This window comes from Microbacterium sp. R86528, assembly GCF_044596335.1.
Taxonomy (GTDB): Bacteria; Actinomycetota; Actinomycetes; order Actinomycetales; family Microbacteriaceae; genus Microbacterium; species Microbacterium marmarense.
Genome location: NZ_CP138996.1, coordinates 2382368 through 2401286 on the forward strand (window position 1 = coordinate 2382368; position 18919 = coordinate 2401286).

21 protein-coding genes are annotated in these 18919 nt (G+C 65.0%); 10 read left to right on the forward strand and 11 right to left on the reverse strand.

Annotation, left to right across the window (positions count from 1 at the left end):
• Positions 1–14 precede the first annotated feature (14 nt).
• Both SJY18_RS11010 and SJY18_RS11015 read right to left on the reverse strand, forming a co-directional pair.
• A complete protein-coding gene (locus tag SJY18_RS11010; protein ID WP_396667590.1) occupies positions 15–539 on the reverse strand; it encodes a DUF2243 domain-containing protein in 525 nt (174 codons plus the stop codon).
• A gap of 3 nt (positions 540–542) precedes the next feature.
• Positions 543–1415: a cytochrome c oxidase assembly protein gene (locus tag SJY18_RS11015; RefSeq protein ID WP_396667591.1), complete on the reverse strand. Its 873-nt coding sequence runs from the start codon at positions 1413–1415 to the stop codon at positions 543–545.
• On the opposite strand from SJY18_RS11015, the gene SJY18_RS11020 reads away from it, so the two are divergent.
• Positions 1414–1545 carry a hypothetical protein gene (locus SJY18_RS11020; protein ID WP_396667592.1) on the forward strand — a complete coding sequence of 44 codons (132 nt, stop codon included), beginning with the start codon at positions 1414–1416 and terminating at the stop codon, positions 1543–1545. The two genes, SJY18_RS11015 and SJY18_RS11020, sit on opposite strands and share 2 nt — an antisense overlap.
• A gap of 28 nt (positions 1546–1573) precedes the next feature.
• Here the strand turns inward: SJY18_RS11020 and SJY18_RS11025 are convergent, their stop codons facing one another.
• From SJY18_RS11025 to dgoD (SJY18_RS11040), 4 genes are all read right to left on the reverse strand, one after another.
• Entirely contained in the window at positions 1574–1861 is a 288-nt protein-coding gene (locus SJY18_RS11025) for a hypothetical protein (RefSeq protein ID WP_396667593.1), read from the reverse strand.
• A 102-nt stretch (positions 1862–1963) separates the two neighbouring features.
• Positions 1964–2824: an NAD(P)H-binding protein gene (locus tag SJY18_RS11030; protein ID WP_396667594.1), complete on the reverse strand. Its 861-nt coding sequence runs from the start codon at positions 2822–2824 to the stop codon at positions 1964–1966.
• A 144-nt stretch (positions 2825–2968) separates the two neighbouring features.
• Complete coding sequence (locus SJY18_RS11035; protein WP_396667595.1) at positions 2969–3772, reverse strand: FadR/GntR family transcriptional regulator; 804 nt, start codon at positions 3770–3772, stop codon at positions 2969–2971.
• Between the two features lie 68 nt (positions 3773–3840).
• On the reverse strand, positions 3841–4986 hold the full coding sequence (gene dgoD / locus SJY18_RS11040; protein ID WP_396667596.1) for a galactonate dehydratase: 1146 nt from the start codon (positions 4984–4986) through the stop codon (positions 3841–3843).
• A 152-nt stretch (positions 4987–5138) separates the two neighbouring features.
• Between dgoD (SJY18_RS11040) and SJY18_RS11045 the strand changes: the two genes are divergently transcribed.
• The 8 genes from SJY18_RS11045 (at position 5139) to dgoD (SJY18_RS11080) (ending at position 12711) form a co-directional block, all read left to right on the forward strand.
• Entirely contained in the window at positions 5139–6005 is an 867-nt protein-coding gene (locus SJY18_RS11045; RefSeq protein ID WP_396667597.1) for a fumarylacetoacetate hydrolase family protein, read from the forward strand.
• The gene (locus SJY18_RS11050; RefSeq protein WP_396667598.1) at positions 6002–6772 is read left to right on the forward strand and encodes an SDR family NAD(P)-dependent oxidoreductase; all 771 of its coding nucleotides are present in this window, start codon (positions 6002–6004) and stop codon (positions 6770–6772) included. Before SJY18_RS11045 ends, SJY18_RS11050 begins: the two co-directional genes overlap by 4 nt.
• Positions 6769–7782 (forward strand): phosphotransferase family protein, encoded by a 1014-nt coding sequence (locus SJY18_RS11055; protein WP_396667599.1) that lies wholly within the window; start codon positions 6769–6771, stop codon positions 7780–7782. The genes SJY18_RS11050 and SJY18_RS11055 overlap by 4 nt, the downstream gene beginning before the upstream one ends.
• Positions 7779–9056 (forward strand): phosphopyruvate hydratase, encoded by a 1278-nt coding sequence (locus tag SJY18_RS11060; protein ID WP_396667600.1) that lies wholly within the window; start codon positions 7779–7781, stop codon positions 9054–9056. Before SJY18_RS11055 ends, SJY18_RS11060 begins: the two co-directional genes overlap by 4 nt.
• A 37-nt stretch (positions 9057–9093) precedes the next feature.
• Positions 9094–9885, forward strand: coding sequence for an SDR family NAD(P)-dependent oxidoreductase (locus SJY18_RS11065; protein WP_396667601.1), 792 nt, complete (start codon positions 9094–9096; stop codon positions 9883–9885).
• Between the two features lie 4 nt (positions 9886–9889).
• Positions 9890–10753, forward strand: coding sequence for an SMP-30/gluconolactonase/LRE family protein (locus SJY18_RS11070; protein ID WP_396667602.1), 864 nt, complete (start codon positions 9890–9892; stop codon positions 10751–10753).
• Between the two features lie 181 nt (positions 10754–10934).
• Complete coding sequence (locus SJY18_RS11075) at positions 10935–11573, forward strand: bifunctional 4-hydroxy-2-oxoglutarate aldolase/2-dehydro-3-deoxy-phosphogluconate aldolase (RefSeq protein ID WP_396667603.1); 639 nt, start codon at positions 10935–10937, stop codon at positions 11571–11573.
• 4 nt (positions 11574–11577) lie between these two features.
• The gene (gene dgoD / locus SJY18_RS11080; protein ID WP_396667604.1) at positions 11578–12711 is read left to right on the forward strand and encodes a galactonate dehydratase; all 1134 of its coding nucleotides are present in this window, start codon (positions 11578–11580) and stop codon (positions 12709–12711) included.
• A gap of 48 nt (positions 12712–12759) precedes the next feature.
• Here the strand turns inward: dgoD (SJY18_RS11080) and SJY18_RS11085 are convergent, their stop codons facing one another.
• From SJY18_RS11085 to SJY18_RS11105, 5 genes are read right to left on the reverse strand one after another with little or no spacing between them, the layout of a single operon-like run.
• Positions 12760–13719, reverse strand: a complete 960-nt coding sequence (locus SJY18_RS11085; protein WP_396667605.1) for a sugar kinase — start codon at positions 13717–13719, stop codon at positions 12760–12762.
• A complete protein-coding gene (eda, locus tag SJY18_RS11090; RefSeq protein WP_396667606.1) occupies positions 13716–14339 on the reverse strand; it encodes a bifunctional 4-hydroxy-2-oxoglutarate aldolase/2-dehydro-3-deoxy-phosphogluconate aldolase in 624 nt (207 codons plus the stop codon). Before eda ends, SJY18_RS11085 begins: the two co-directional genes overlap by 4 nt.
• Positions 14336–15091 (reverse strand): SDR family oxidoreductase, encoded by a 756-nt coding sequence (locus SJY18_RS11095; RefSeq protein ID WP_396668912.1) that lies wholly within the window; start codon positions 15089–15091, stop codon positions 14336–14338. Before SJY18_RS11095 ends, eda begins: the two co-directional genes overlap by 4 nt.
• On the reverse strand, positions 15091–16119 hold the full coding sequence (locus SJY18_RS11100; RefSeq protein ID WP_396667607.1) for a zinc-binding dehydrogenase: 1029 nt from the start codon (positions 16117–16119) through the stop codon (positions 15091–15093). Before SJY18_RS11100 ends, SJY18_RS11095 begins: the two co-directional genes overlap by 1 nt.
• Before the next feature lie 42 nt (positions 16120–16161).
• Positions 16162–17658, reverse strand: coding sequence for an aldehyde dehydrogenase family protein (locus SJY18_RS11105; RefSeq protein WP_396667608.1), 1497 nt, complete (start codon positions 17656–17658; stop codon positions 16162–16164).
• Positions 17659–17829: 171 nt separating this feature from the next.
• Here SJY18_RS11105 and SJY18_RS11110 point away from each other — a divergent pair, with 171 nt between their 5' ends.
• On the forward strand, positions 17830–18903 hold the full coding sequence (locus tag SJY18_RS11110; RefSeq protein ID WP_396667609.1) for a LacI family DNA-binding transcriptional regulator: 1074 nt from the start codon (positions 17830–17832) through the stop codon (positions 18901–18903).
• Positions 18904–18919 lie beyond the last annotated feature (16 nt).

Consider the following 18919-nt stretch of genomic DNA (forward strand, 5'->3'; position numbering starts at 1 on the left):
CGCCGTGGGTAAGGCTACTGAGGTTGGTCGTGACGGGCAGAATCTTGCTCGAGCCGGTCATCGCGCGCATTCGGCTCTTCTCGGCGAGCGAGCACGATCGTCCAGGCGATGCCGGCAAGCAGCAATAGGCTGCCCGCGACGTTCCACGCAACGTCGTACGGCAGCAGGTCGACCTCATACCGGATCTGGTGAAGGCGCAAGACCTTGTGATCGATGACGCCGTCCCACAGTTGGAACAGTCCGAGGCCGACCAGAAACCCGGCCCATCCGGCCGCGGGCCAGAATGTGAGACGTCGGCGGGCGTCGAGCATGAGAAAGAACCCGAACACGAAGATGAACAGCTCGGCGGCATGCAGCAAGCCATCGGAGAGCAGTGCGATGTCTGCCGTGGCGTTGTCGTAGAAGTGGTGCCAGGCGAGGATCTGATGAAAGACGATCTCGTCAATCGCCGCCATCGCGGCGATCCCGAGTAGGAACGCCGCCCAGTAAGACTGGTTGCGCAACGGAGAACGCGCCATACGGGTCGGGGTGCTGGCCATTGATCAGTTTCCCTTCGCTGTTCCCGATCGCGATCGGGTGGATGCTGAATCTGGCAACGTCGCTGCCGTCGCCGGTGTTGTGTGAAGCCTTCGGCCGGTGACGCGGTACCACTGCGCGCACAGCAGCACGATCAGCACGAAATCAACGACATCACCGCCGTAGAACATCACCTGCGCGCCGCTGTGTGCTTCGGCGGTGGGCACGCCTGGCGGCGGATAGGCGTAGAGCAGTTTTGCCAGTACTCCATGGGCGGCTAGCGACAGCACGAGCACGACAGATCGCAGGGCGAATCCCGCGCGGTGTGGAGAGGGATCGATCCCCACCAACGACCCCGTGTAGAGGTACCCGGCGAACAGAAAGTGCAGCATCACCATCCAGTGCACCAGCATGACTTGCTGCATGAGTTCGTACATCGGAGTGAGGTAGAGCACCCACAGGGCCCCGACGTTCAGCAACGCAGCAACTGCCGGGTCGGTCAGAACACGGGCGGGAGGGCTGCGCAGCAGCCGGCTCAACCGCCGCGCCGGCACGACGTTCATCGTGCGCAACGCCAGTGTCACCGGGGCAGCCCTTACGAGAAGCAGCGGCGCAACCATTCCCACGAGCAGGTGCGCCCCCATGTGGGCGGTGAAACTGTCATGCGCAGCTGAAGCGAGCGGGCCGACGAATCCCGTCGCGGCAACCGTCACACCCGTGATCCAGAAAGCGATGCGGTGCCACGGCCACCTCCGCCCGCGGCGGCGATCGCCGAGAACGGCGACGACGTACACCGCGATGGCGAGCAGGAACGGTGCGCCGAGGATGAGCTCGACAGCGAAAGTGCCCGAGTCTGTCCCATGCTGGTGCAAGGTACTCCGATCGCTATGGGTGGTCATGACCGCCGCTCGTGAGCTCGATGATGGCGGCATCGCGGGGCGCAGCGGACCGCGCTCGGAGAGACGCGCGCGATCTGCGCTGCTCTGCTACGTCAGATCAGTCGGTGTCGTCGATGAGGTCGAGCAGTGATCGGAGCGCATCGCGGATCTCTGTGTGGTCATACTGTCCGGCGGCTCTCGGCCGAGATGACGCCGGATCTGTGCACCCGGTCGAAATCGCCGAACGGGAAGGTGTACGCCTGCTTGGTCTCGGCGTTCTCGCTCTTGTCGATCCCGAGATGCCAGTGCGAAAACTCGGTCCAGCCGTTCTCGTCGATGAAGGAGTTCTCGTCGTCTGCAGAGGGCGCTGCCTCCGACCAGTCGTCACGCTCGTCGCGCACCACCTTGCCGTCACGGACGAGAGCGCGGGCGTGGCGCAGCGCGGGATTGTTCAATTCGATCACCATGTCGGCACAGTAGACAACAGCATGGCCGCAGCGAAGGGGGTTGACATCGCTCGTGCTGCGCGCGGTGCGAACTGCGGGCTAAGCGCACCGCGAGAGGTGTGGTCAGTCGACGGGTGGGGCGATCTCAACGTTCGCGAAGTACTCGTCCCATGATGTGTGGGGGCGACCGACCACGGCGGCGAAATCGCTCGTGGTGTCGTTGGCGCCCTCGCGGATGCCCTGGTAGATGCCCGCGATGACGGGGCCGAAGAAGTCGCCGAGCTCGCTGGTTCTGTCGACGAGGTAGTCGGCGTCGCTCATCGGGCGGTATGTCAGCGTCACCCCTACGAGTGCCCCGATGTACTTGGCGAGTTCACTCTGGCTGAGCGTCGGGCCGCTCAGGTTGACGGTGCGTCCGTTGTGCGTGTCGGTGGTGACGAGAGCGGCGTAGGCCTCGGCGAGTTCTGGGCGCGTGGTGTAGGCGCACCGCCCGTCTGCGGCGCTGTTGGCGATCTCGCCGTGCTGGGCGTACGTTGCGGCGTACTCGACGTCTGGCTCGATGTAGATGCCGTTTCGGCCGATCGCCCACTGCAGTCCGCTGGACTTGATCAGCTCTTCGGTGTCAATGCTCACCTGCACGATCGGTGAGAACGCAGTCGAGGTTTCTGCTCCCTGGATGCCGGTGAACACGATCTTGCGCACTCCGCTTGCGACCGCAGCCTCGATGACGTTTCGGTGCTGCTCGATGCGTTCGGACGGTGCGCTTATTCCTGAGATCAGCAGGACGGTGTCGATGCCTTGCAGTGAGGACGTCAGCTGCTCGCGATCGTCATAGTCGCCTGGGCGCACCTCGACTCCGAGGTGTTGGGCCTTCTCGGGCGTGCGCGCCAGCGCGACCACGTTGCTTGTTCCGACGCGTGCTACGACGGCCGAGACCACGGCGGATCCGAGCTGGCCGTTCGCGGTCGTGATGGCAATGGTCATGGGAATCCTCATTCGTTTTTCGGTACCGGATGCTGACACGAGTGCGCCGTCCTCCGGGTGAACAACACCGCGTGATGCGGCATTCCATGCGGATGCGCAGCGCGCGGTTGGGGTGGGAATGCGATCTTCACACGTGCGCTCTCTTCAGCTCTCGGTGCCACGCAACACTGATTGCAGATCGCGCGCCGTGCGTTCCAGATGACGGCGCATCGCGCGCTCAGCGCCGGCGGCGTCGCCGGCGGCAACGAGGGCGTAGATCTGGCGATGCTCATCGACAGCATCGTCGATGTCACCGCCGGTGGCCATGAAGCCGGCAAAGCTCTGGCTGAAACTGTGGTGGAGCGACTCTGCGAGACTCTCGAGCAACAGCGCCAGCATCTGGTTGCCGCTCGCAAGTGCGAGCGACTCGTGAAATGAAACGTCGGCAGAGTTGTAACGCGCGATGCTCTCAGCCGATCCATCGAGCGCCTCGGCGGCGCGCTGCATCTCATCGAGAGCATTGCTCATCCCGCTGAGAGCCGCGCGGTTGGCGCGCTTCGCAGCTTCACCGGCAGACAGCACCTCGAGCGAGCGGCGGATACTGAGCAGCTCGAGCACCGCGCGAGAATCCCGCCGGATCGCGACGCTCAAGAACCGCGACATCACTGTGCTGTCGGGATGGCGCACGGTCGGTCGCCGACCACGGCTGAGCTCGACGAGACCCTGGCCTGCGAGTACTTTCAGGCCCTCGCGGATCGTCAGCCTACTCACGCCCAACTGTTCCGCGAGCGTTGCTTCTGCAGGAAGCTGATCGCCGGCTTCGGTCTCGCCGATGATGAGTTCTTCGAGCTCGCGCAACACGTACGCGAGCGCTGTCTCACCCGGCCTGGAGCCCGAACCCGAGCGAGACGAGTCGTCGCCCGGCGCGGGGCGTACCTGTTCTGCTGCAGCGGACGTGGGCGTCGACATATCGCGGAGCCTATCTGACTTGGTGCGCTGCGTTCAGCAGAGAGCGGATTCGTGTATCGGGCGACGTATCACCATTCAGCGAGGCTGCCGTCGCGGTGCCGCCACACCGGGGCGTGCCAGTCATGCCCCCGTTTGTCAGCCGCGCGCACGGCCGCATCGTCGATGTCGAGCCCAAGTCCGGGACGCACGAGCCGCTCAATCGAGCCGTCGACGATGTCGAACACTGAGGCATCGAGGACGTAGTCGAGCACATCCCAGTCAGCGTTGTAATGGATGCCGCGACTCTGTTCTTGAATGAGAAAGTTCGGGGCGGCGAAATCGACCTGCAGGCAGGAGGCCAGCGCAATTGGCCCGAGAGGACAGTGGGGCGCAATCGCGACGCCATGGATCTCGGCCTGAGCGGCGATGCGTCGCATCTCAGAGATGCCCCCGCAATGTGACACATCGGGTTGCGCGACCGCAATGCCCGCGCTGAGCAACGGAACGAAGTCCCAACGTGAGTACGCGCGTTCACCTGTGGCGATGGGCACCGTGGTGCCCGCCGTGATGCGCGGCAGGTGCTCCGAGGCCAGTTCGGGGACCACGGGCTCTTCGACGAAAAAGGGGTACAGCGGCTCTAAGAACGGCAGTACGCGTCGAGCCATCGCGGGCGAGAAGCGCCCGTGAAAGTCGAGGGCGAAGTCCGCATCACCCATCGCGGCGCGCACTGCCTCCGCCCGCTCGATCACTGAGCGGATTTCGCGCGGTGAGGGAATCGCGGTGAGCTCGGCGGAGCCATTCATCTTCACGCAGTCAAACCCTTGCTCCAGCCGCAGCTGCGCTTCTGCGGCAATGTCTGCCGGGCGATCTCCGGCGATCCAGCCGTACACGCGCGCACGATCTCGCACGGCGCCGCCGAGCAGCTCGTGCACGGGCACGCCGAGGCGCTTGCCCGCGATGTCCCACAGCGCCTGATCGATGCCGGCGATCGCGCTCGAGAAGACGGGACCGCCCCGGTAGAAGCCTGAGCGAGTGAGCTCTTGCCAGATGTCTTCAATCCGGCTGGGGTCGCGTCCGATGATGTTCGCGGATAGCTCTTCGACGGCTCCTCTCACCGTATGAGCGCGACCTTCGACCACGGGCTCGCCCCATCCGACGAGACCATCATCGGTCTCGATCCGTACGAACAACCAGCGCGGCGGGACCATGAATGTCTCAATCCGGGCGATTCTCATCTCAGCCTCCTCATTTGACCAAAACATATCAGATAGGTTTTGGTCAAATAGTCTTGTTTCATGCGCAGCGCGCGTTGCTAGGCCTCGTACCTATCTGATAACTTCTCCCGTAAGCGGGTGCGACGTCCGCAACGATCTAGGAGACGACAACGATGAAGTTCCTTCGCGTAGGTGACCCCGGCCACGAAATCGAGGTCGTAAGTTTCGACGGTGCTCGCGCCATCGATGTGCGCCCCGCGATCGCGGCCGGTGCTGACCCGACGACGATCGAGGGCATGAACCGCATCCGCGATGCGGTGGCGGCCACAGATGCGAACATCGATCTCGCGACCGTGCGGATCGGCTCACCGCTCGCGCGGCCGGGCAAGGTGGTGTGCGTCGGACTCAACTACCGGCAGCACGCGGCCGAAGCGGGGATGGAGATCCCCGCGGAGCCCATCCTGTTCATGAAGGGTCCGTACACGGTGCAAGGACCGAATGACGTCGTGATCGTCCCTCCCGGAAGCGAGAAGACCGACTACGAGGTCGAACTCGCCATTGTGATCGGACGGCGCGCCGAGTATTTGGCATCACCCAAAGAGTCCCGCGACCACGTTCTCGGTTACGCCATCTCTGATGACGTCTCTGAACGCCACTTTCAGCTTGAGCGGGGTGGTCAGTGGGATAAAGGCAAGAACTGCGACACCTTCAATCCTTTTGGTCCGTGGATTGCTACGGCCGATGAGATCGGCAACCCGCAAGCGCTCGATCTGCGGTTGACGGTAAATGGCGACGTTCGCCAGGAGTCGTCGACAGCAGACATGATCTTCGACGTCGACCACCTCGTCTGGTACATCAGCCAGTTCATGACTCTTCTTCCTGGAGATGTCATCAACACCGGCACGCCCCAGGGTGTGGGGTCGGGTTTCAGCCCCGGCAAATTCTTGTCGGCTGGCGACGTCGTCGAGGTATCGATCAGTGGTCTCGGTACCCAGCGGCACGAGTTCGTCGATTTCGTTCGCGCGGGAGCCGGCGCATGACCGCAGCGACGCACGCACAGTTCCCCGACCGGTACGCGGCAATCGTCATCGGCGGCGGCGCGGGTATCGGTGCAGCTACCGCGCGATTGCTCGCCGCCCGTGGCGTACAGGTGACGGTCGTCGATCGTGACGTCGCTGCTGCCGAAGACGTCGCGGGTGAGATTCGCACCGCCGGCGGGGATGCGCACTCGGCGCACGCCGATGTCACCGATGAGCCAGCGCTGCGCGGGGTATTCGCCGCAGCGGTGGGGCGCAATCAAACAGTGCACGCGGTCATCAACTCTGCGGGGATCCAGGGCCCCCTCGGCCGCCGAAGCCACGACGTCGAGATCGACGAGTTCGAGCGCACCTTGGCCATCAACCTGACCCCCGGCCTCACCATTGCGCGCGTGGCGATACCCCACTTTCTCGAGCGTGGCTATGGACGCATCGTGCACGTCGCGTCGATCGCGGGCAAAGAGGGCAACCCGAACATGATCGGCTACTCAGCGAGCAAAGCAGGGCTCATCGGACTCGTGAAGTCGCAGGGCAAGGAATACAGCCAAGACGGCATCACCGTCAATGCCGTGGCCCCGGCGGTCATCCGTACGCCGTTCCTCGACAGTCAGCCGCAAGAAGTTGTCGACTACATGCTCCAGAAGATTCCGATGGGGCGTACGGGCACACTGACCGAGGTCGCCGAGATGCTCGCATTCATCGCATCCCCCGCGGCGAGTTTCACGACCGGCTTCACCTTCGACTTGAGCGGCGGGCGGGCCACCTATTGAACGTCGACAGCCCGCGTGACCAAGAACCGCTGCTGGATGAAACCACCGTGCTGCCCTACCTGGCGCGTCGCGGTGTCATTTCAACCGACACGGCATCAGCGCGCATGCTCGGCGGGGGCGTGAGCAACGTCGTGCTCGCCATCGACGATGGTTCTCAGCAGCTTGTTCTGAAGCAGGCGCGGGGAAAGCTGCAGGTGGCCGAGGACTGGTACGCCCCCCGCGAGCGGGTACTGCGTGAGGCTGAAGGTCTGCGCGTGCTCGCGAACATCGACGCCGCGGCTGCTCCCGAAGTCATCGATGTCGATCCCGACGCTCTCACTCTGACGATCGTGCGCGCCCCGCACGACTGGACCGACTGGAAAGAGCGGCTGCTTGTCGGCGACGTCGACCGCGATGTTGCCGAGCGCTTGGGGCATTCACTGCGACACATGCAGATCGAGACCACGGGCGGGCGGGGGCTCAGCGACGAACTCATCGGTGACACCGAGACCTTCGACGTCTTACGGGTGGAGCCGTACCACCGCACTGCGGCGCAGCGGAATCCAGAATTCGCGTCGGACATCCTGGCCGTGGCCGAGCGCATGAGTGCTACTCGGGAGTGCCTCGTGCACGGCGACTTCTCGCCCAAGAACTTTCTCGTGGGGCCAGAGGGCAGTTGGGTGATCGACTTCGAAGTCGCCCATCTGGGCGATCCGACATTCGACCCCGCCTTCCTCGCGAGCCACCTCACAATGAAAGCCATTCACGCGCCGCAGTGGCAGGACCGATATGTGCTGGCCGCGGCAGCGTTCTTCGACGCCTACGACGCGGATTCGTTCGGCATCGACGTCACGCACCTCTCCCAGCAGATCGGCTGCCTTCTGCTGGCCCGGGTGGACGGAAAGTCGCCGGCTGAGTATTTGGATGCTGCGCAGCGCCGACGCACTCACAGGCTTGGAACACTTCTGCTCACACACCCGGTCGACACCATCGACCAGGTGTGGAATCGTCTCGAGGAGGCACTCTCATGACCCACGACACCATCACTCACGTTCATGCGTGGGAAGCACTCGACTCTCGCGGACGACCGACCGTGGCGTGCCGAGTGACTCTCGCTGGCGGCGCCGAAGGCCGCGCGATCGCGCCTTCGGGGGCGTCGACCGGTCGACATGAGGCTCTTGAGCAGCGTGACGGCGGCGAGCGCTACGCGGGCTGGGGGGTGCAAGGCGCGGTCCGTGCGGTGAATGAAGAGTACGCTCCCATCCTTCGCGGTCGCCAGGCCAGCAACCGAGTAGCGATCGACACCGAGATCGAAGCGCACGACGGCACCGACAACTTGGGTCGCCTGGGAGCGAACGCGGCGCTCGCCGTTTCGCTGGCTGTCACGGTCGCGCACGCGCAGGCGGAGAACGAACCGTTGTGGTCCACCCTGCGAGGTCCGCGGCCGGCCAGCATCCCCATGCCCATGGTGAACATCCTTTCGGGCGGCGCGCATGCAGGGCGCGCGGTCGACATCCAGGACTTTCTCGCTGTTCCCCTCGGAGCAGCTTCGTTCACCGAAGCCATTGAACAGGTGGCACGAGTGCGCGCCTCGTGCGCGAAGTTGCTCGATGCGCGCGGCGGATGGTCTGCTCTCGTCGCAGACGAAGGAGGGCTCGCGGCGCGTCTCGACAGCAACGAAGCAGTGCTGGCGTTGCTCGCCGAGGGTATTGAGGCCGCCGGGTTCGCGACAGGTGAGATGGCGATTGCGCTCGACATTGCTGCCACGCAGCTCGTGGATGGTGACGACATCGTGCTGGCGGGTCAGGGCGAGCGGTTGAGCGTCGGCGAGTGGCTCGATCTGGTTGCGCTGTGGATCGACCGCTACCCCGTGGTGTCTGTGGAAGACGTCGTCGGCGAAGACGATTGGGATGGCTCTCGCACCGCGACCGCCAGGTTCCCAGGCGTGCAGATGCTCGGAGACGATCACTTCGCAACCAACCTCGTCCGCGTTCAGCGCGGCCTGCGCGAATCATCAGCCAACGCCGTCCTTGTGAAAGTGAATCAAGCGGGCACTGTCACGCGTGCAGAACGAGTCGTGCACGAAGCCATAGGCGGCGGCTTCGAAACGGTCGTCAGCGCGCGATCCGGCGATACGGAAGACAGTTGGCTCGCGGACCTCGCGGTCGGGTGGGGTGCACGTCAGATCAAGGTGGGATCCACGATGCGCAGCGAGCGAACCGCCAAGTGGAACAGGCTCCTCGAGCTGGAGAGCGATGGCACGCTTCCCTTCGCGGGACGAGCTGCACTCGCGGGGCAATCATGAGATACGGCAGTGTCGGTGTGAGCGGAGGAGAGCAATGGTGAGCGGTGTAGAACCGATTGGTGCAGGGGCGTCGGGTCGCCTGTGGGAAGGCAAAGTTGCCATCATCACTGGCGGTGCGCAGGGGATCGGTGCCGCGATTGCCGCACAAGGAGTGGCAGACGGGGCGAAGGTGTGGATCTTCGACGTCGCCGACGATCTGGGCAGCGTCACGGCCTCGCGGCTCGGCGACGAGTGCCACTATCTGCACGTGGACGTCACCGACGAGCAATCGGTCGCGGAAGGGGTTGCTGAGGTTCTGCGTGTCGCCGATCGTGTCGACATTCTCGTCAACAACGCCAGCGGTGACGCCGACGAGGATGCGATCGCGATGTCGCTGCTGAGATGGGACGCCATCATGCGTCTGAACCTCACCTCGGCGTGGCTGATGTCGCGCGCGGTACTGCCATCGATGCTGAAGTCGGGTGGCGGAAACATCGTGAACATTGGGTCACTCCACGCTCGCATGACCGCAGAAGGCGCATTTCCCTACGCTGCAGGAAAGGCGGGCCTTGGTGGTCTCACACGCAGCCTCGCATTGGACTACGGTCCGCACGGGGTGCGTGTGAACATGGTGTGCCCCGGCTGGACCCGCAGTGAGCGTATCGAGGAGCACTTCGCGGTGATCGGCGCAGAAGCCGTGGGCGCAATCGTCGACGCACACGCGCTTCGCCGAGTCGCGACACCCGAAGACATCGCGCCCGTCGTCTCTTTCATCGCGTCCGACCGGGCGAGCTTCGTGACCGCAGCGACGTGGGAGGTCGACGGTGGCCTCGGAGCACGCTTTGCCTGAGGTGGTGACGTTTCCTCGGGCATCCCGAATCGGCGCCAGCGTGGACAGGCTCGGCGAAGGCCCGGTCTGGGACGAGCGCGAGAACTGCGCATATTACGTCGACATCCTCGGCCGGAGTGTGTACCGCCTGGCAGGCCCCGACTGGTCGCAACGCGACGTGCTCTATGCATCGGACCGCCCCGTGACGTGCGTGCTTCCCGCTGAGGATGGCGGGCTGCTGATCGTAGAAAGCGACCGATTGGTCACTCGCTCCGTCGAGGGCGACCTGCGCTTGGGGCCAGGGCTCATCGACGACCCCGAAAGACGCTTCAACGACGGTATATGCGATCCGCAGGGGCGACTGCTGGTGGGGACTCTGCACGGCGGCGCGGTGAGCGGTGAAGAGACCCTGATCCGGGTGGACGCTTCGGGCCAAGTCGAGGTCCTGCTGCGCGGACTGACATTGTCGAACGGATTGGGCTTCGATGCGGCCGGCAAGCGGCTCTACCATGTCGATACGCTGCGCCATACAGTCAGCACGTACGACTACTCGCACCCCGCGCTCACGCTGCTGCACTCGTTCGACGTCGATGGAGGGTATCCAGACGGCTTGACGGTTGACGCCGAGGGATGCCTGTGGGTTGCGGTCTGGGGTGGCTCTGAGGTGCGTCGCTACACTCCGGCCGGACAACTCATAGGCCGCATGCCAGTGGACGCCGAACAGGTCACTTCTGCCGCGTTCATCGGCGAACAGTGTGACACCATGCTCATCACCACAGCTGCCGACGGAATCAACCCGGCAGGGGCGGGTGACGGGGGGCTGTTTGTCGCACTGGCACCGGCTCGAGGTGTTGTGGGATCCCGGTGGGGCGGCGCGACGCGGGGATGACGCCGGAGCGCGGCATCGAGCACCTAGTGCAAGGACTGCCAATCCGTTTCGCAACGACGGGAGCGCCTACGCGCTCCCAGAGGAGAATCATGAAGCATTGCAAGCGGCTCGACGCCATACCCGCGAGGCTCTGTGGCCTGCAGAAGCGCATTGTCAGCGGCATGACGGCGGGAGCGGTGAAATGAGCATGCTGAACGTCGACGAATCGGATCTCCTATTCGATGAATGGTTCGCCCACTCCCGAGTGATGTCGATCCTGCGCGGCTACGACGAGGCGACGACGCTGTCGCTGTCTCGACGCGCGTGGGATACCGGATTCGCGCTCGTAGAGGTGCCTCTGTCCGATCCGACAGCCGATGCGATACTCGCCCGCACCGCCGCCGAGGGGCGCAGCCGCGGCCGCGTCGTCGGAGCGGGAAGCGTCAAGAGCGTCGACACCGTCGCACGAGCGCGCGAGGCGGGAGCAGCGTTCACCGTCGCGCCAGGATGGGACCCAGACGTGGCCGCGGCGAGCCTGAGCGCCGGCATGCCGCACCTTGCGGGCGTGATGACTCCGTCGGACATCACCGCTGCGCAGCGGATGGGCTTCCGGTGGCTCAAGCTCTTTCCGGCGAGCGTGCTCGGGCCTGCGATGGTTCGCGCGCTGCTCGGCCCGTTCCCCGACCTCAAGCTGGTGGCGACAGGTGGGGTCAACGAAGAGAACGCCGAAGACTTTCTCGCCGCCGGTGTATCGGCGGTGTCGCTGAGTGCGGCTACACGAACGATCACCGCCGCTCACGTGCGAGCACTGTCCACGCGATCCGTCTCATCGAAGGAGTAGAGCAGTGAAGATCACCGCAGTCCGAATATTTCATGTCCAGCCTCGCTGGACATTCGTCGCCATCGACACCGACCGGGGCATCACCGGCTACGGCGAGCCGGTCGTCGAGGGACAGTCCCTGGTCGTCGAGGCGGCGGTTCGACACTTTGCGGAGTATCTGGTCGGCAAAGATCCGCGTCGTATCGAGCACCATTGGCAGGTCATGTACCGTGGCGGCTTCTATCGTGGGGGAGCGGTGGGCGTCAGCGCCATCAGCGGACTCGAGCATGCTCTCTGGGACATCAAGGGCAAGTTTTACGGTGCGCCGGTCTACGAGATGCTCGGTGGTCGGGTGCGCGATCGCATCCGGATGTACGGCCACGGTCGCGGCGAAACAGATGCCGACTTCGTCGCCGCGGCCCTTCGCGCGAAGGAACAGGGGCTGACGGCGATCAAGATCGGCATCGACGGTCCGGCTCGGGCGTTGGAGTCTCTCGACTATGTCGATCGACAGGCTCGTCGATTGGCCGCCGTCCGTGAAGCGGTGGGGCCGGAGTTCGATATCGCGATCGATATGCACGGGCGCACCACGCCTGCGGCGGCCAAGCAGATCATCGCGAAGTTCGAGCCATATCACCCGTTGTGGGTGGAGGAGCCGTGCCTTCCCGAGAACATCGACGCCCTCTGCGACATCGCCGAGTCCACCACGGTGCCCATCGCATCGGGCGAGCGGCGATTCACGAAGTGGGAGTTCCGCGAGCTCATCGACCGTCGCGCAGTCTCGGTCGTGCAGCCAGACCTGTGTCATGCCGGTGGCATCCTCGAATCAAAGAAGATCGCGGCCATGGCCGAGGCCCAGTACATGAGCATCGCACCGCACAACCCGCTGGGGCCGATTTCACTGGCGGCGTGTGTGCAACTGGACGCGTGCACGCCGAATTTCGCCATTCAGGAGCATCCATCGATGGACGACGGCAGCGATCTCGGCGTCGGGCTGCTCACGAGCCCCTTCACGATCGCGGATGGCTTCATCGACGTGCCCTCGGGGCCGGGACTGGGCATTCAGCCCGATGAGGACCTTTTCGTCGAACGATCGTATGACGGCAACTGGCGAACACCGGTCTTCGTTCATGACGACGGCTCGCACGGCGACTGGTGACAACCGACAAGCCCCGGGGATCCTGCAGGATCCCCGGGGCTTCATGCATCAGCGAGTGACGGCCTCAGTGGCATCCATCGTTCGCAGATCGTCGCGGTCGGGCAGGCCTTCCCAGTCGCCGTGTGTTGTGCAGGCGAAAGCGCCGGTCGCCGCGGCCGTATGCAGCCGCGACTCGAGGGGGGCGCCGGCGAGACGCTCGGACAGATAGCCCGCGACGAACGCATCGCCCGCCCCGACCGTGTCGACGACGGCCACGGTGCGCGCGGGGACCGCGACGACGCGGTCATCCTCGCAGGCCAGCGCGCCGTCGGCTCCCAGTTTGATGATGACTTCTCGCGGGCCAAGCGCACCGATCGCCGCCGCGAGCGCGGCCGGGTCGCTGCCGGCATCCGGAGCCAGCAACTGCGCTTCATCGACACCCGCGAAGACGATGTCGGAGTCGCCGGCGATGTCGCGATAGACGGGTGCGGCCTCGTCTGCGCTCCACAGGCGCTCACGATGGTTCACATCGAACGACACCAGCACGCCCGCGGTGCGGGCGCGACTGATCGCCTCGCGTACCGTCTCTGCGGCCGAGGTCGACAGTGCTGGGGTGATCCCCGTCACATGCAGGATGCTCGCGGACTCGATCACATCCGGCGGAACGCTCGCGGGCGTCAACATGCTGGCGGCGCTGCCCGTGCGGTAGTACCACACGCGCGTGCTATTCGCCGATCGCTGTTCCTTGACCATCAGGCCTGTGGGGCGCCGCGAGTCGATCTCGACTTCGACGGCGACCGACTCACTGCGCAGCTCGCGCAGGACTCGACGACCCGCGCTGTCGTCGCCGATGCGGCTCACCCAGGTGACAGGCACCCCAAGCCGGCGCAAGCCGATCGCCACGTTACTCTCAGCCCCACCGATGGTCACGCCCATGCTCGTCGCGCGTTCGAGAGCACCGGTCTCAAGCGAGTGCATCAGAAGGAGTGTCTCGCCGATCGTGACGATGCGTGCAGCAGTTGCATTCACTCCGAGATCGCTTCCATCGTCGCGCGCGACAAGGCCTCGACGCGAGACCAGTCGTGATCGGCCAGCGCGTCGGCCGGCACCATCCACGATCCACCGACGGCGAAAACCGCAGGGTGCGAGACGTACTCCGCCACGTTCGTCATGCTCACGCCGCCGCTCGGCATGAACCGCACGCCGGGAAAAGGAGCTGCCATCGCAGAGACAGCCGAAAGCCCCCCGAGCAGTCCAGCTGGAAAGAGCTTTACGGCGGAGATGCCCGCTGAGACAGCGGCTTGGAGCTCACTCGCTGTAGCGATTCCCGGGATCGCGGTGACCAAATCAGCGGCGGCATCGATGACGGCGGACGAAAACCCGGGGCTCACGATAAACCGAGCGCCAGCGTTCACTGAGAGCTCGACGTCGCGGGCGTTCAGTACCGTGCCGGCTCCGACCAGGATGTCTTGCCGGTCGCGGAGCGCATGTATCGCTTCAAGGCCTGCGTCTGTGCGCAGTGTGATCTCGGCGCATGTAATGCCGCCCGCTACGAGTGCGTCAGCCAGCGCATGCGCATCCTCGGCTCTGTCGAGGACGACCACCGGTACGATCTTCGCCGCAGAGAGTGCGTCGATGCCGCCGTTCATCGACCGAGCCATCCGCCGTCGACGGGCAGGGTGATTCCCGATACATAGTCGGCCGCGCTGGAGGCGAGGAATACGGCGGCGCCGCCGAGGTCGCTCGCAGAGCCCCAGCGGCCGGCCGGAATTCTCTCGAGAATTGCCTGCGACCGGGCGGGGTCGTCCTGCAAGGCCTGTGTGTTGTCGGTGGCGATGTAGCCCGGGGCGATCGCGTTTACGGTGACACCACGCGACGTCCACTCGTTTGCGAGAGCCTTGGTCAGGCCGGCGATCGCTGACTTGGATGCGGTGTAGCCGGGCACATTGATGCCGCCTTGAAAGCTGAGCAGACTGGCCGTGAAGATGATCTTGCCGCACCCGCGTTCGAGCATTCCCTGTCCGATCGCTTGGGTGAGGACGAACTGACTCGACAGATTGACGGCCAGCACCTCATCCCAGTCTGCGAGCGGGTGCTCCGCGGCGGGAGCGCGCCGGATCGTGCCGGCGTTGTTGACCAGAATGTCGACCGGGTCGTGCTGGACCTCTTCGGCGAAGGCGCTGACCGCGGCACGATCGGCGAAGTCGACCGCGAAGCCGGTGAACGTGCGACCCGCTGCTTCGACGCGACGACGCACTTCGCTCTCGCCGGTGTCGAGGGTGGCCGAGACCCCGACGATGTCGGCGCCAGCGTAGGCCAATGCCTCGGCGATGGCTAGTCCGATGCCCCGCTTGGCGCCGGTGACGACGGCGCGCTTGCCCGTCAGATCGAAGGAAGGAATCACTGGTCGCCACCGCTCTGAACGTCGACGAGCACCTTCATGGCGCCGGTGCTGCGCAACGAGTCGAACGCCGCCTGGGTGTCGGCCAACGGCCGCACGGCCGTGATCAACTGCTCAGCCGGAATCGTTCCCGCAGCGAGCAGCTCGACCGCCTTCTCGAAGTCGGTCCGCTGGTACACGCGTGCTCCCAAGATGCGCAGTTCACGCCAGAACACCCGCTGCAGGTCGAGCGGGCGAGGCTCGGGGTGGATCGCGACCACGACGATCGTGCCCCGCACCTTTGCCAGCGCGGTGGCTCCGAGCACGGCGGCCGCTGCTCCGGATACCTCGAAGACCACGTCGGCACCGGCGCCGTCGGTCCACGTGTCCACGGCTGACACCTGATCTTCCGCGAGCGGGTCGAGCGTGCGGAAGCCGAGCTCGGCGACCGCCTCGCGGCGCGCGGCATCCACTTCGATCACCAGCACGTCTGCGCCGAACTCACGCGCGACGGCAGCGATGAGCGTGCCGATGGGGCCAGCGCCGATGACCACCGCGCGGTCGCCCGCCGTCAGATCGGATCGACGCACATCGTGCACCGCGACAGCGACCGGTTCGACGAGTGCAGCGTGCGTGAGGGCCAGGGTGTCAGGCACCTCGACCAAGACATCGGCGGGCACATTCCACCGCCGCTGCAGCGCGCCGGGTGAATCGATCCCGATGAAATTGAGGTTCTGGCAGATGTGCTGGTTGCCCGCGGTGCACGCGGGGCACGTGTTGTCCCATGCCAACGGCATCACCGTCACGGATGCTCCCACCTGCCATCCCTCGACGCCATCGCCGAGAGCGGCAATACGTCCGCTCATCTCATGCCCGATGATCGCCGGCATGGTCACACGAGCATCCATGTTGCCGTGAAGGATGTGAAGATCGGTGCCGCACAAGCCAACGTAGGCGACCTCAATCTGCACCTCACCCGGCGACGGAGGAGCCTCAGGCACATCCAGACGAGAGATGGTTCCGCTGCCGGTATAGGCCGCTGCGAGCATCAGTGATTCCTTTCGAAGAGAGTTCAGAGAACGAAGAAGGCGTCAGCCGCCGTAGGACGGGCCGTATCCGACGTAGCTGGTCTTTCGTCGCAGGTAGCGCTCGTAGCCGTGAGTTCCGTCATCGCCGCCGAGGCCCGACGCCTTCCAGCCGGTGTGGAAGCCCTGGGGGCGCTCCGGGCCTGCTTTGTTGACGTAGATCTCGCCGAAGTCGAGGTCATCGAGTGCTTGCATCACCGTGTGCAGATTGTTGCTGTACACGTACGCCGAGAGTCCGTAAGGTGTGGCATTCGCCCGAGTGATGAGTTCGTCGTACGTCGAGAACGTCGTCACAGCGAGCACGGGTCCGAATACTTCATTGCGGGTGATGTCCATTTGCTCGGTGACGTCGGTGAGCAGGGTCGGCGCGAACCAATTGCCGGCGGCGAACTGCTCGCCCTCGGGTCGCCCGCCGCCGAGGGCGAGAGTCGCACCCTGCTCGACGGCGGCATCCACCATGGACTTCACTTTGGTCCATTCACGCTCCGCGACCAGCGGGCCGAGCGTGGATGATGCGGCGAACGGATCACTCGGCTCGACCGCGGCGAGGTGAGACTGCACCCGCTCGACGAATTCCTCACGGATGTCTTGATGCACATAGGTGATCTCGTTGCACGTGCACACCTGACCGGCATTCCACAGCCGTGCGGCGACCGCGTCTTTGGCCGCACGATCGATGTCGGCGTCCGGAAAGACGATGAACGGTGCCTTGCCGCCGAGTTCGAGCGAAACCGGAATGAGCTTCTGTGCCGCCTGCGCCATGATCTCGCGGCCGCCGCGCGTGGAGCCTGTCATCGTGACCATGCCAACGTCGGGGTGTCGCACAAGCGCCGACCCCGTGGACCGCCCGGGACCGCACAGCACGCTGAGCAGGCCGTCGGGCACGCCCGCACGGCGACAGAGCTCGGCCAATGCCATGGCGGAAAGTGGAGTGAACTCGCTCGGTTTGACGATGATGGCGTTGCCTGCCATCAGTGCGGGCGCGACCTTGCGCGCGAAGATGGCCGCGGGGAAGTTCCAGGGCAGAATCGCCGCGACGACACCGATCGGCACCTCGCGCACGGTGAGCTGCTCACCTGACTCGGTGGCGATGACCTCTCCGATGTCGCGATACTGCTGGCTGATGGCGTACTCGAAGAAGTTCTGGGCTCCGCCGATCTCGCCCACCGCATCGCCGAACGGCTTGCCCTGCTCAACAGACACGATGCGTGCGATCTCTTCTGCATGTTCACCGAGCAGGGTATGGATGCTGCGGAGGACCTTCGCTCGTTCGGTGTGGCTGCGTCGCGCCCATGCCCGTTGCGCCGTGACCGCGAGGGTGACGGCTTCGTCGACGAGCGCATCGCTCGCGGAAGGAACCTCGGCCACTCGAGCGCCGGTCGCAGGGTCGATGACGGGAAGAGGGTCTCCGCCGTGGTCGGTGCGGCGAATTCCAGCGATCACGTGCCCTGGCTCTGGTCCGAGCAGGCCCTGAGCGGTGAAAATTGAACGGTTGACGTCCATGCGAATACCTTCCTCGACGACGAGCCAGGTCGACGTCGACGTCGTGTTGCCTAGGGAATGAGGGAACCGGTTTTTCACCGTAGTCGATCGCAATGAGAAAGACAACATCCCTATGCTAGGACAACCCCGACTGCGGGGGTGGGCAGCGGCAGCGACGAAGCAAGGGATGCGATGAGTACGACCTCCAACGGCGGGCAGACCCCGGAAGTCACCGTTTCCACGCCTCTGCGCGGGCGTGCGCGGCTTGTCGACGTCGCCGAGCGCAGCGGCGTGACGAAGTCGATCGTGTCGCGCATCATGAACGATGACGACAGCCTGAGGATCCGTCCCGAAACCCGTGAGCGGGTGAAGGCGGTCGCGATCGAGCTCGGGTATCGGCCCCACGCCGGTGCGCGGGCGCTGTCGGTTGCTCGAACGGGCGCATTCGCCCTCCTGATACCGGATCTGACGAACTCGGTCTATGCCGCGATCACTCGCGGGGCGTTTCGTCGCGCACGAGAACACGGCTACGTGCTTCTCATTGCCGAAGACACGCCTGACGCGCCTGCTGGTCCCGAGGACTACGCCGAGCTTGTCATGTCGGGCCGAGTCGACGGCCTGCTGGTTGCGTCGGCGCGCCCTGGCAATGCGCTCGTCGACCGGTTGATGGACGATCCAGGTTCGGTCGCGCACGTGTTCGTGAACCGCGAAGTCGAAGGTTCGCAGCGGAACGTCGGGCTTGACATGCACGGCGCGAGCGCCCTCGCCGTCGAGCACCTGCACTCCTACGGTCACAGGCGCATCGGGATTACATCTGGTCCGATCGATCTGCAGCCCGCGCGCGCGCGTCTGGAAGGCTTCGTCGACGGGATGCATGCGCGAGGGCTGGATCCCACTCCCGTTGCACACGGTGAATTCACCGAACGGGGTGGATACGGCGCCGCGCTCGCACTGCTGACGCAGCACCCGGATCTGACCGCGATCTACGCATCGACTTTCGGTCAGGCTGTCGGCGCGCTCAAAGCGGCGCGCGACCGCGGACTTGACGTTCCGCGCGATCTGTCGATTATCGGATACGACGATCTCGCGGTCGCGGACTACCTCGATCCGCCCCTCACCACGGTCGCGATGCCCTTGGATGCGCTCGGCGTGGCCGCCGTCGATGCATTGGTGGATCAACTCTCCACGCGGGAACCGCACGGTTATCGGGTGCCTGACGGCTACCACGTCGTCTCGCGACAGTCCGTCGCGGTCCCGCGCGCCTGACGCGAATCCTCCTTCG